9 protein-coding genes are annotated in these 12624 nt (G+C 59.4%); 6 read left to right on the top strand and 3 right to left on the bottom strand.

The window, feature by feature from the left end:
- Nucleotides 1–86: 86 nt before the first annotated feature.
- Nucleotides 87–296 (top strand): DUF2842 domain-containing protein, encoded by a 210-nt coding sequence (locus WC811_RS15325; RefSeq protein ID WP_372646183.1) that lies wholly within the window; start codon nt 87–89, stop codon nt 294–296.
- A gap of 30 nt (nt 297–326) precedes the next feature.
- Here the strand turns inward: WC811_RS15325 and WC811_RS15320 are convergent, their stop codons facing one another.
- A complete protein-coding gene (locus tag WC811_RS15320) occupies nt 327–1487 on the bottom strand; it encodes a hypothetical protein (protein WP_372646181.1) in 1161 nt (386 codons plus the stop codon).
- 638 nt (nt 1488–2125) lie between these two features.
- On the opposite strand from WC811_RS15320, the gene WC811_RS15315 reads away from it, so the two are divergent.
- Both WC811_RS15315 and WC811_RS15310 read left to right on the top strand, forming a co-directional pair.
- Nucleotides 2126–3490, top strand: coding sequence for a HAMP domain-containing protein (locus WC811_RS15315; RefSeq protein WP_372646179.1), 1365 nt, complete (start codon nt 2126–2128; stop codon nt 3488–3490).
- On the top strand, nt 3487–4104 hold the full coding sequence (locus WC811_RS15310; RefSeq protein ID WP_372646177.1) for a response regulator: 618 nt from the start codon (nt 3487–3489) through the stop codon (nt 4102–4104). Before WC811_RS15315 ends, WC811_RS15310 begins: the two co-directional genes overlap by 4 nt.
- A 73-nt stretch (nt 4105–4177) precedes the next feature.
- Here WC811_RS15310 and WC811_RS15305 read toward each other — a convergent pair whose 3' ends face one another.
- A complete protein-coding gene (locus tag WC811_RS15305) occupies nt 4178–4726 on the bottom strand; it encodes an SRPBCC family protein (protein WP_372646175.1) in 549 nt (182 codons plus the stop codon).
- 164 nt (nt 4727–4890) lie between these two features.
- Nucleotides 4891–5694, bottom strand: coding sequence for a response regulator (locus WC811_RS15300; protein WP_372646173.1), 804 nt, complete (start codon nt 5692–5694; stop codon nt 4891–4893).
- 200 nt (nt 5695–5894) lie between these two features.
- On the opposite strand from WC811_RS15300, the gene WC811_RS15295 reads away from it, so the two are divergent.
- From WC811_RS15295 to WC811_RS15285, 3 genes are all read left to right on the top strand, one after another.
- Nucleotides 5895–6182, top strand: coding sequence for a NepR family anti-sigma factor (locus WC811_RS15295; RefSeq protein WP_372646171.1), 288 nt, complete (start codon nt 5895–5897; stop codon nt 6180–6182).
- On the top strand, nt 6179–6721 hold the full coding sequence (locus tag WC811_RS15290) for a sigma-70 family RNA polymerase sigma factor (protein ID WP_372646169.1): 543 nt from the start codon (nt 6179–6181) through the stop codon (nt 6719–6721). Before WC811_RS15295 ends, WC811_RS15290 begins: the two co-directional genes overlap by 4 nt.
- Nucleotides 6722–6988: 267 nt before the next feature.
- On the top strand, nt 6989–12616 hold the full coding sequence (locus WC811_RS15285; RefSeq protein ID WP_372646735.1) for a HAMP domain-containing protein: 5628 nt from the start codon (nt 6989–6991) through the stop codon (nt 12614–12616).
- Nucleotides 12617–12624 lie beyond the last annotated feature (8 nt).

Raw genomic sequence — 12624 nt, 5'->3', positions numbered from 1 at the left:
GTGTGATACGCTTTCGTATATCAGGGACAATGCGCCCATGCGGCGCGGGCGGATATTCTCGCGGATTTGGGCGGTTCTTCAGGCGAATGACGCAGCGCAAAAGAAAGCTTTTGGGCACCATCGCTCTGCTTGTGCTGGTGGGCATCTATGCAGTTCTGGCTGTCGCGGTGGCCGTTGTCCTGCAGGTCCGCAACGTCGGCAAGTTTGCCGAACTCGCTTATTACGTGGTCGCCGGACTGCTCTGGGTCCTACCGGCCGGCTTGCTCATCAGTTGGATGCAGCGTCCCGACGCCTGATTGCTTCTTGCGAGAATTGGCCTGGCAAGCTTACGCGCCTTGAGCGACCGGTTCGCGCGGCCGCGTGGCGAGCGCTATGCGTTGCGCCATGACAGGCGAAGCAGCCGGTTCGCGCCGTTGGTAACGAAGGATATCGATGTCGGCGACTTCGAAACCGAGGAAGGCGCTGGCGTTATTCGACGGCCTTCGACTGTCACCACTCGATACGACCATGATGCCGGCGTCGAAACGGCCTTCAATACATTCAAAAAGATTGCGCGCCTCGTCGTAGCGGCCAGTGACGACAATGTGGTCGTAGACTTCATCGAGAGCATCGAGCGCCAAATTCAGAAGGTCGGCGTCGATCGTCGAGTGGACACCGTGGAGTGCCTCGCCGCTGGCGATGGCTTGTGCGCGGGTTCCGGGTAGGCGCTGAATGATGTCGTCGAAGCGGGCGCCGCCACTCAAGAGATCGTTCCATCCGGCGCCGTTATCGAGCCCAACGGTGCGAGCGAAACCGTCGCCGCTTGGGCTCCAATCGATAAGGATGGTCTGGACGCCGCTTTCGGCGAGCGCTTTCGAAAGTTCCAGCGCTTCCTGGTACGGAACAACGGCTGCGGCTTCAGAGGTGATGAGCGTACGATGACCGCCGCCCGGTGGTCTCTGTGACTTGAGACGCGCTGCGAGTTTGTCGATTTCGGCGAAGGTCGGATCTTCCGACGCGGCTTCTCTCCGGGGTGGCTCCGAGATGGCCTCCGATGTCGGAGTAGAATTCGACATTTCAGCGGTTGGAGGTAAATACCCCACCTCGTCCTCCACCATGTCTCTAACGAGAGGTTCGGCCGCGACCTCGACCAACACGGGCTCGGCGCGCTTCGCCATCGCCGACGCGCGATTGGCTGAAATCCGGGCCGGCGTGCCTCGTAACGCCGTCCCCGCGATGACCCAAGCCAACCCGAACATCAGCGCGGCAATGCCCGCGAGCGCAGAGAGCTCGATCTTCTTGGTTGGCAGATAACTCGAAACGCTGTTGACGGCCGCGGCTCGCGCCGCCTCGCTTTGGTCATGCGGCGCGATCAGCGACAGAGCAGCGAACGTCACGATGCCGATGAGGGCGCTCACGAGGAGGAGCGGCCGGGCGTTCCGCTTCACTGTGTCGGAAACTGCCGGCGATTGAATGTCTTCGGTCGATGCGGACGTACGCGGCGGCATAACTGGCGCTCAATCAGGGGGGAATAGCGATGCCTGAGTAAGCGTCCGACGAAGTTAGCAAGTGCTTAATTGAGTTGAAAAAATGCGAGACATTTTCGCCTCCTGATGGCCCTTTTGCGTGCGGAGGCATTGCAAGGGGGAGAGCGTTCTTTGCGCGAGAGGGAAGAGTGCGCTTACGCCTCGTTCGATTGTTCGAGATTGCGATTGAGTTGCCGATGCCCCGCAGTCAGGAAACTTTCCCATCGCAAACGGGAATTATCTCTGTCCGGATCGTAGCAGGGCGTCATTAACGCTGGCGCGCTGCGTGCTGACCGATCGTCATTGTCCAATCCGCCTCGTGAATTTGTTGCTCTGGAGCGGTATGAATAAACGATCTGCGCACTTCCCGGTCTGGCCGAGACAGTTCGCGATAATCGATCAATTCCAACAGGCGTATACGATTGAAGTTCGCGACGTAGGAACGGAAATACGGTGTCATGGAATGGCACGCTCCTGCATTCGATCATCGTTTACGAGCGATTAATGCAGGTTCTTTGCCAGCGGCGAATACTGGGACTTTTCTTTCCGGCTTTGCTTGACGTGCAACCCGCCGTGCGCCAATGAGTTACAATGTTACAAGATCTTGCATCGCTGCACGAATGCCATTGAGACGCCGACTTCTCGCGCTTGTGGCGCTTGTCCTGGCTCTCTGCCTCATCGGCGGAGGCGTGCTCACCTATTGGCATGGGCTGCGCAAGATCGATCTCGAAATGTCGTCGGCGATGGAAGTTGCGAGCAGCGCCGTCAGCGACGCACTTGCCACCATCACCTCGAGCGCCGACGCCAGCGCGCAGGCGCAGCGGATCATTTCGTCGTTTGACGGAGACCGGCATATCGTTGCGAGCCTCGTCGGTCCCGGCGGATCACTAGAAAGCACCTCACGCCTCCAAAAACCGGCGGATCCTCCTCCGCATTGGCTCTATGGCCTGCTCGCGGGGGCGCCTCGTTCGCGGACTTTCGCATTTCCAGCAGACGCAAAGAGCCTCGGAGCGATCGAAATTCACGCCGATCCCCACAACGAGGTGAGCGAAGTCTGGGAGGATCTGAAGCTCAAGTTTCTGATCGTTTCGAGCTTCTGCGCCATTGTGCTCGCACTCATCTACGCGACGGTTGGCCGTGCGCTGCGGCCGCTCGAACAACTTTCGTCGGCGCTCGAACGCGTGGGTGACGGCGATTATACGGCGCATGTCGCGGAAGCCGGCCCGGAAGATCTGAAGCCTATTTACCGAGCCTTCAATCAAATGGCCGAGCGGCTACGGACGGCCGAACAGCACAACCAACGCCTCAACGAACAACTCTCCACCGTCCAGGAAGAAGAGCGATCCGAAATCTCGCGCGATCTCCACGACGAGATCGGGCCGTTTCTATTCGCCGCCGATGTCGATGCACAGGCGATCCCGCTTCTGGTGTCGCGCGATGCTTCAAGCGAAATCGTCGAGCGAAGCAAGGCCATCCGCCAATCGGTGCAGCACATGCAGGTGCATTTGCGAGGGATTTTGAGCCGCCTGAGGCCGACGCTGTTGATCGACCAGGGGTTGATCATCGCAGTCGAACAGCTTGTGGCGTTCTGGAAAGCGCGGCGGCCGAACATCGTCTTTACGATGGATATCGAAGACGCGCGATTTCCAGCAGGCATCGAAGAAGCCGCGTTCCGAATCTTACAGGAAGGCACGAGCAATGCCGTGCGGCACGGACAGCCGTCGGCGATTGGACTTACTGCGCGGCAAGCGCCTGACGACATGCTGCGCGTCGTTGTTTCAGACGACGGCTCCGGTATCGTGGCAAAGGGAACGCGCGGATTTGGGCTTGCAGGAATGCGGGAGCGGGTGGCCTTGCTCAATGGGCGGCTGCGCATCGCTGATCGCGAAGGGGGGAAAGGTGTCATGCTGATCGTTGAAATTCCGCTGCCTTCGGCTCGGAGCAAAAAAGATAATCCACAAGCATTGACCACGAGCGCGGCATGAAAATTCTTATCGTTGATGATCACGGTGTCGTGCGCGAAGGGTTGCGGAAGCTGTTTGTCGCGCATTTCGAAGCGAACGTCCTGGAAACGGCGGGGATCGACGATGCACTCGCCATCTACGCGCAAGAGCACCCGGATGTCGTGGTGCTCGACCTAAATCTTGAGGGTGCCGGCGGCCTGGAAGTTCTGAGGCGCATATTGGCGGCGGACAGCAGCGCGCGCGTCGTCGTTTTCAGCATGCATCATGAGCCGATCTACGCCGTCCGTGCGCTTCGCGGCGGGGCACGCGGCTATGTCAGCAAGAGCGCACCGGTTGAGGAATTGATCACCGCCATTCGCAAGGCGCGGGCGGGGGAGCAGTATATCGACCGCGATCTGGCATCACGGATCGCGGTGAGCCAGATTTCGTCGGACGATCCGCTACAGTCGCTGTCCATCCGCGAAGTCGAGATCCTGCGCATGCTCGGACAGGGCAAGAGCATGACGGCGATCTCGGAAAACCTCGGGATCGCGTACAAGACGGTCGCCAATATCTGCACGCAAATGAAGGTGAAGCTCGGCGTCGATCGCACCGCCGATCTCATCCGGCTTGCGATCGAAACGCTGAAGGCGTGACTTCGATTTTTGGGTCATAATAAAAAAGGCGCCGGTTTGCACGGCGCCTTTCAGACCTCAGCTTTCGACGTGGTTACTTCTTGTCGTCATCGTTGTCGGGCTTGGCGCCAGCGGTGGCTTTGATGTTGTCGAGCCCGGCCTTGAAGATGCCGTCGATGACGCCGCGAGCGTCGGTGTCGGTCTTGCCGTCAGCGGGATCGAAGACGGCCGACCAAGCGAAGTTGATCTCGTCCTCGTCGTCATCGTCGGGCGTCAGCGCAAACTGGGCCTGATAATTTTTGACGGGCAGCGGGCTTTCGAGGATTTCGTAACGGTAGAAGTTTGGCTTCACGTCGAGAAGCTTTTCCTTGATCTTGCCGCCGTCCTTCAGCGTTAAGACGCGGATCTTGGCGTCGCCCTCGGTGCTCTCCTCGCAGCTCGCAATGGCCGGATGCCAATCCTTGATCGCGCACCAGCCGCCAAACTTGGCCCAGAGCCGGGTGCGTTCCTCGCTCATTTTCTTAGGGTCAACCTTAAGCTCAAGCTTCTTGCCGACGGCGAGGCTTGCCGCGTCGGCGAAGGATGTAACCCCGAGCGCACCGGCGACCGCTCCGGCGATCGCGAGACCCTGTGCGAATTTCATTGCGCTTCACTCCCATTGTTCTTGTCAGCTTCTACGCTCTTACGAAAAAAGCGGGCGCGGCCAACTTCACAAGCGCGTTACTTTATTACAATGGGAAAATTTGACCGGACGCCGGTCAGCTCGGCTTGTATATTCAGCACGTTTATGGGGAAAGATCGCGTTCGTTATGCCGCTGCAATCCGCGGATGGGCCTTGGTATCGAAAAAGAGCGCTTGACTGATGATCGCCATGACGGTGTCGCGCTGGAACGGCTTCGAGATCAAAAATGTGGGCTCCGGCCGTTCTCCCGTCAGGACCTTTTCCGGATAGGCCGTGATGAAGATAATCGGGACCTCGCCTTCCGCGACGATCTCCTTCGCGGCCTCTAGACCGCTGCTGCCGTCCGCGAGCTTAACGTCGGCCAGGATCAATCCCGGCTTCTTGCGCTTGACCGCCGACAACGCTTCGCTCTTCGTGGTCGCGACTTCCTGAACAGAATGGCCGAGACTGGTGACAATGGTCTCAAGGTCCATCGCGATCAGCAATTCGTCCTCGATGATGAGGACGTTGGTCGCGACCTGATGGGCGATTTCCTGGCCGGCGACTTCGAGCAGCTTCTCAACGTCCTGCTCGTCGACCTCAAGAATCGCGGCGGTTTCGGCCGATGTGAACCCCTCGACCGCGACAAGCAAGAAAGCCTGACGCGGCAGCGAGCTGATCGAATTGATTCTGCGTTGTGCAGCGAGGAGAGAACTGGTGGCATCGTCGCCGTCGTTCGAATCGAGGCGAACGGAATTCCAAACCTTTAGAAACGCGTGATAGAGCGCTGTCCGTGGCGACATGTACGTGGGGAAGTCGGACGGTGTCGATATGAGGCCTTCCAGCAGCGTCGCGACGTAGGCGTCGCCGGTCTGCTGCGCGCCCGTCAACGTGCGCGCGAACCGCCGCAGATAAGGCAAATGCACACGAATTGTCTGCGCAATTGACATAGCTTTGCATCTCCCAAGCCAAGCCGGACGAAGCACACTCATCCCCCAGCGGGCAATAAACGTAGCCCGCGAAATTTCCGCGATGGCCGTTCTGTACCGTTACGACAACGCTGATGTGGATTAAACGGTTCCCGCCCGGAACAAAATCTCTCGCGCAACGTTCGCGAGATGAGCCCCCGTCCGGACGATGCTATAGGAGTTTGTCCCAATCGGGGCCGGTCGAACTCTTCAAAGGTTTCAGATCAATCATGCAGCACCGCCTCGACGCACCGGAGGATTACAAACGGACGGACGGCGAATTTCCGGAACCGGAGCGCCAGCCTGAGCTCGAAGCCGCTAAAGCTCCGCTTCCACAGCTTCCCGGCTTCGCGGCCCAGCTCATCGGCCAGCGCATGCGCGCCATGTACGACATCATCGCCCAAGAGCCAGTTCCGGAGGATCTCCTCGAACTCATTCGCAAACTTGAGGCGAAGGAGCCGCCGAAGTGACGGAAGCCAAAAGCTTCGGGGACGCCTTGATCGAGGCTATCCCAAATCTTAGAGCCTTCGCACATTCGCTGAGCGGCGATGCACAGCTTTCCAATGATCTCGTACAGGAAACGCTGCTCAAAGCCTGGACCCACAAGAACTCGTTTGTCCCGGATTCAAATCTCAGAGCTTGGTTGTTCACCATCCTGCGGAACACTTATTTCACATATTACCGCAAATCGCAGCGCGAGGAACTGGACGAGGATCATGCGGCGATGAACGCCAGCGTTCCGCCGACGCAGCTCACCCACCTCGAATTCGACGATATGCAGAAATCGCTGATGCGCCTTTCTCCCGACCATCGCGAGGCGCTGCTGTTGATCACGGCGGAGGGTTTCTCTTACGAGGACGCCGCGCGCGTTTGCGGATGCGCCGTTGGCACGATGAAAAGCCGTGTTAACCGCGCCCGCAGCCGGTTGCTCGAAGAAATGACGGGTCAGCCCGCAAGCACTTCGCCCGATGGCGATGAAGACACCGTCAAAAGCTCATCCAGTCGTTGAACCGGCCTATGATTTCGAGCTTGCGGTAGGCCAATCTTTAGCCACCTTGTTCGTTCTGTTTTGAGGTTGTGGCGAGGTGCGGCACACAATTCGCCGCTGTTGATTTCCGCTCTGCCTGTGGCGATCAAATCCCTATGGAACAAATTGCCGGTCTCAGGCGTTGGACGGGGTTACAGCAAGTCGTGAGGGGAGTTTTTTATGTCGGAGCAGATCAGCGCTGTTGGGTCCGAACGACTTCCTTCGGGTCCGGGCGGCGTGCTCGTCGAGATGCTCCAGACCCTCCAGGCGGTTAAAGCGGGCGACTTCAGCGTCAGGATGCGGGGCGACTGGGACGGACTTCCCGGCAAGATCGCCGACACGATCAATGACATTATTAGTACAAACCAGCGCATGGCCAATCAGCTTCAGCGCGTCGGCCAGACGGTTGGTAAGGATGGATTGACCAATCAGCGCGTGACCCTCGGCCTTGCTCTCGGGGCTTGGGGCGAGATGGAACAATCCGTCAACTCCCTCATCGACGATCTACTGCAACCCACGACCGAAGTTACGCGCTCGATTGAAGCCGTGGCGCAGGGTAACCTGCTGCAACCGATGCGGCTCGACGTCGACGGCCGTCCGCTCAAGGGCGAATTCCTGCGGTCCGCCACGATCGTCAACACGATGATCAAGCAGCTTTCGGTCTTCACGTCGGAAGTGACGCGTGTCGCCCGCGAAGTCGGCATCGAAGGCAAGCTTGGCGGGCAGGCACAAATCCGCGAAGTCACGGGGGTCTGGAAGGATCTCACCGAGAGCGTCAACTTGATGGCGTCGAACCTCACGGCACAGGTTCGAAATATTGCGGACGTGACGATTGCGGTCGCCAACGGCGACTTGTCGAAGAAGATCACCGTCGACGTGCGCGGCGAGATTTTGCAGCTCAAGGAAGCCATCAACACGATGGTGGAACAGCTGCGATCGTTTGCAGCCGAAGTGACGCGCGTCGCCCGCGAGGTTGGCACCGAAGGGCGCCTCGGCGGCCAAGCCGTCGTTCCCGGCGTCGGCGGTACATGGAAGGATTTAACCGACAACGTCAACCTGCTGGCGGCGAATCTCACGACGCAGGTCCGCAACATCGCCGAAGTCACGACAGCGGTCGCGCGCGGCGACCTTTCTCGAAAAATTACGGTGGACGTCAAAGGCGAAATTCTCGAACTCAAGAACACCATCAACACGATGGTCGATCAGCTCAACGCCTTCGCGTCCGAAGTGACGCGCGTGGCGCGTGAAGTCGGCACCGAGGGCCGCCTCGGCGGTCAGGCCGCGGTGCCCGGCGTCGCCGGTACGTGGAAAGACTTGACCGACAACGTCAACTCGATGGCCGGCAACCTGACGGGGCAGGTCCGCAATATCGCCGAAGTCGCGACCGCCATCGCGCGCGGCGACTTGTCGAAGAAGGTCACGGTCAACGTGTCCGGTGAAATTCTGCAGCTCAAAGAGACCATCAACACGATGGTCGATCAGCTCAACGGTTTTGCCGGTGAAGTGACGCGCGTTGCACGTGAGGTCGGCACCGAAGGCAAGCTCGGCGGCCAAGCGCAGGTGTCGGGCGTCGCCGGTACGTGGAAAGACTTGACCGATAGCGTCAACTCGATGGCCTCGAACCTCACGACTCAGGTCCGCAACATCGCCGACGTTTCGACGGCAATCGCGAGCGGCGACTTGTCGAAGAAGATCGACGTCGACGTCAAAGGCGAGATTCTCGAACTCAAGAACACCATCAACACGATGGTCGATCAGCTCAACGCCTTCGCATCCGAAGTGACTCGCGTTGCGCGCGAGGTCGGCACCGACGGCAAGCTCGGCGGTCAGGCGCAGGTGCCGGGCGTCGCCGGTACGTGGAAAGATTTGACCGACAACGTCAACTCGATGGCCTCGAACCTCACGGCGCAGGTTCGCAACATCGCCGAAGTGACCACCGCCGTCGCCAGCGGCGACCTTTCGCGCAAGATCACCGTCGACGTCAAAGGCGAAATTCTCGAACTCAAGAACACCATCAACACGATGGTCGATCAGCTCAACGCCTTCGCATCCGAAGTCACGCGCGTTGCCCGCGAAGTCGGTACCGAAGGCAAGCTCGGCGGTCAGGCCGCCGTGCCGGGCGTCGCCGGTACGTGGAAAGACTTGACCGACAACGTGAACTTCATGGCCGGAAATCTGACGGCACAGGTTCGCAACATCGCCGAGGTCGCGACGGCTATCGCGAGCGGCGACTTGTCGAAGAAGATCACCGTCGACGTGCGCGGCGAGATCCTGCTGCTCAAGGAAACGCTGAACACGATGGTCGAACAGCTGCGATCGTTCGCGGCCGAGGTGACGCGCGTTGCGCGCGAGGTCGGCACAGAGGGACGTCTTGGCGGTCAGGCCGTCGTGCCCGGCGTCGGCGGTACGTGGAAAGACTTGACCGACAACGTCAACCTGCTGGCCGCAAACTTGACGACGCAAGTTCGAAACATCGCCGAAGTCACGACTGCGGTCGCGCGCGGCGACCTTTCGCGAAAAATTACTGTGGACGTCAAAGGCGAAATTCTGGACCTGAAAACAACCATTAATACGATGGTCGATCAGCTCAACGCTTTCGCGTCCGAGGTCACGCGCGTCGCCCGCGAAGTCGGCACCGAGGGTCGCCTCGGCGGTCAGGCCGCCGTGCCCGGGGTCGCCGGTACATGGAAAGATTTGACCGACACCGTGAACGTCATGGCGGCGAACCTCACCGAGCAGGTGCGCGGCATCGTCAAGGTCGTGACGGCCGTCGCCAACGGCGACCTCAAACCGAAACTGACCGTGAAATCGAAGGGTGAAGTCGCGGCGCTCGCCGAAACGATCAACGACATGACCGAAACGCTCGCGCTGTTCGCCGATCAGGTGACAACGGTGGCGCGCGAAGTCGGCGTCGAGGGACGTCTCGGCGGTCAGGCCAACGTGCCGGGCACGGCGGGAACCTGGAAAGACTTGACCGGCAACGTCAACCTGCTCGCCGCCAACCTCACGACGCAGGTGCGCGCTATCGCCGAAGTCACGACGGCGGTTGCTCGCGGCGACCTTTCGCGCACCATTCAGGTCGAAGCGCGCGGCGAAGTCGCGGAACTGAAGGACTATATCAATACGATGATCGGCAACCTGCGTCTCACGACGCAGCTCAATACCGAGCAAGACTGGCTGAAGACCAACCTCGCGCGCTTCACCAGTATGTTGCAGGGCCAGCGGGACGTCATGACGGTTTCGCAAAAACTGTTGTCGGAACTTGTCCCGCTCATCGATGCGCATCAGGGCGTCATCTATCAGTTCGATGCGGCGAGTAGCGAACTCAAGCTGCTTGCGAGTTACGCAGGCGACACCGATGCGCGCTATCCGGAGCGGCTTGAGCTGGGCTCAAGTCTCATTGGACAGTGCGCGGTCGAAAAGCAGCGGCGTGTTTTGACCGACATTCCGCAACCGACCGCGAACATCGACGCTGTTGTGTTCAAAGCGCCGCCGCGCAGCGTCATCGTCCATCCGATCACGTTCGAGGACCGTCTCAAAGCCGTCATCTCACTTAGCTCGCTGCAGAACTTCGAGCCGGCTGAGCTGACGTTCCTCGAACAGCTATCGGTCAGCATCGGCGTCGTCTTGAACAGCATCGAGGCGACGATGCAGACGGAAAGTCTTCTGATGCAGTCGCAGAAGCTCGCGGCCGAGCTTCAGGATCAGCAGAAAGCGATGCAGAAGACCAACGAGGAGCTGGCGCAAAAGGCTCAACAGCTCGCCGAGCGCAACGTCGAAGTCGAACGCAAGAACGAGGAAATCGATCAGGCCCGGCGCGCGGTCGAGGAAAAGGCCGCCGAACTCGCGCTAACGTCGCGCTACAAGTCGGAATTCCTTGCGAACATGTCCCACGAATTGCGGACGCCACTAAACAGCATTCTGATCCTCGGCCAGCAGCTCGGCGACAATCCGGATCGCAATCTCACGGACAAGCAGGTGGAGTTTGCGCGCACGATCCATGGCGCCGGCACCGACCTCTTAAACCTGATCAGTGACATTCTCGATCTTTCGAAGATCGAATCCGGCACGGTTTCGGTCGACGCCGAGGAAGTCGCGTTCGGTGGGCTCATCGAAGCCGTTGCTCGGCCATTCCGGCATGAAGCCGAGCGGCGTGGCCTCGACTTCCAGGTGACGTTCGACGCGGATCTCGGCAAGACGATCTTCACGGACTCGAAGCGCTTGCAGCAGGTCTTGAAAAACCTGCTCTCGAACGCTTTCAAGTTCACGCGCGAGGGTAACGTCCGGTTGACGGTCAAGCAGGCAACCGGCAAATGGAGCGCGGATCATCCAATCCTGTCGACTGCGCAGACAATCGTCGCCTTCGAGGTGCAAGATTCAGGCATCGGCATTCCATCCGACAAGCAAAAGCTCATCTTCGAAGCGTTCCAGCAGGCGGATGCCAGTACCAGCCGGAAATACGGCGGCACGGGTCTTGGTCTCGCGATCAGCCGTGAGCTTGCGCATCTGCTCGGCGGCGAGATCCAATTGACCAGCGAACCCAACGTCGGGAGCGTTTTCACGCTTTATGTTCCGTTGCGATATGCGTCGCTGGCGGGCGAAGTTCGTGCGAAATCCGATGCAGCCACGTCGCCATCGATTGCACTTCCCCATCCCGGGCTGCTGCCGTTAGCGATCGAAGACGATCGCGACAACATCGCCGCCGGGGATCAAGTGCTGCTCATCATCGAGGACGACGCCAATTTTGCGCGCATCCTACTCGATGCCGCGCGCGAAACGGGCTTCAAGAGCATCGTCTGCCAGCGCGGCATCGATGCGATGACGCTCGCGACGGATTATAATCCGACGGCGATCTCACTCGACATTCACCTGCCCGACGTTCTGGGCTGGTCGGTGCTCAGCCAGTTGAAGCATAACCCCCTCACCCGCCACATCCCAGTTCAGGTCTTGACGCTCGACGATGACCGCCACCACGGGCTGGCGCGCGGGGCCTATTCGTTTCTGACAAAGCCATTGGAGTCTCGTCAGCTCAAAGAGGCGTTGCGCAAGATTGGCGCGTTCTCGGCATCAACGACGAAGAGGCTGCTGATCATCGAAGATGATCAGGCCGAGCGCCTCAGCATTTCCACGCTCCTTAAGGAGGGTGACGTCGAGATTTTAATGGCGGTCGATGGCCAGTCGGCGATCAACATGCTCCAGCTCGAGAGCATCGATTGCGTCGTCCTGGATCTGAAATTGCCGGATATGTCGGGCTTTGAGATTCTCGAACATATGAGCCGACAGGACACGATGCGCGATATTCCGGTGATCGTATTCACGGGCCGGGAGCTTTCGAGCGATGAAAACCTGCTGATCCGGCAATATGCTCGGACGGTCGTCGTGAAAGGAGTTGAATCTCCTGAGCGCCTTTTGGATGAGACAGCACTTTTCCTGCATCGCGTGGTCACTGAGTTGCCGGCGGAGAAGCAGGAGCTGCTGTCGCGGCTACACGACACCGACGATTATCTGATCGGCAGGAAAGTCTTGCTCGTTGACGACGACGCGCGAAACATCTTCGCCTTGAGCAGCCTTCTCGAGCGGCGCGGGATGGAAGTCCTGACGGCGACGACCGGTCTTGAGGCCATCGAGACGCTGAACGAGACCGACGTCTCGATCGTGTTGATGGACATCATGATGCCGGACATGGACGGATATCAGACAATGCAGAAAATTCGGGCCAGCGAGAAAAATCAGCGTCTGCCGATCATTGCGCTCACCGCGAAGGCGATGAAGGGCGACCGGGAGAAATGTCTTGAGGCCGGCGCGTCTGATTACCTTGCAAAGCCCGTCGATACTGAGCAACTTTTGTCGGCGCTGCGCATGTGGCTGCACCGGTGACGAGGAAC

The sequence above is a fragment of the Hyphomicrobium sp. genome, assembly GCF_041659645.1.
GTDB lineage: Bacteria > Pseudomonadota > Alphaproteobacteria > Rhizobiales > Hyphomicrobiaceae > Hyphomicrobium_B.
This window is presented reverse-complemented; position numbering and strand designations above follow the sequence as displayed.

Excerpts from the sequence above, each read along its gene's own strand:
- WC811_RS15315 (WP_372646179.1), top strand. The coding sequence starts at position 2,126 with ATGCCATTGAGACGCCGACTTCTCGCGCTTGTGGCGCTTGTCCTGGCT.
- WC811_RS15310 (WP_372646177.1), top strand. The coding sequence starts at position 3,487 with ATGAAAATTCTTATCGTTGATGATCACGGTGTCGTGCGCGAAGGGTTG.
- WC811_RS15320 (WP_372646181.1), bottom strand. The coding sequence starts at position 1,487 with ATGCCGCCGCGTACGTCCGCATCGACCGAAGACATTCAATCGCCGGCA.
- WC811_RS15285 (WP_372646735.1), top strand. The coding sequence starts at position 6,989 with ATGCTCCAGACCCTCCAGGCGGTTAAAGCGGGCGACTTCAGCGTCAGG.
- WC811_RS15305 (WP_372646175.1), bottom strand. The coding sequence starts at position 4,726 with ATGAAATTCGCACAGGGTCTCGCGATCGCCGGAGCGGTCGCCGGTGCG.
- WC811_RS15325 (WP_372646183.1), top strand. The coding sequence starts at position 87 with ATGACGCAGCGCAAAAGAAAGCTTTTGGGCACCATCGCTCTGCTTGTG.
- WC811_RS15300 (WP_372646173.1), bottom strand. The coding sequence starts at position 5,694 with ATGTCAATTGCGCAGACAATTCGTGTGCATTTGCCTTATCTGCGGCGG.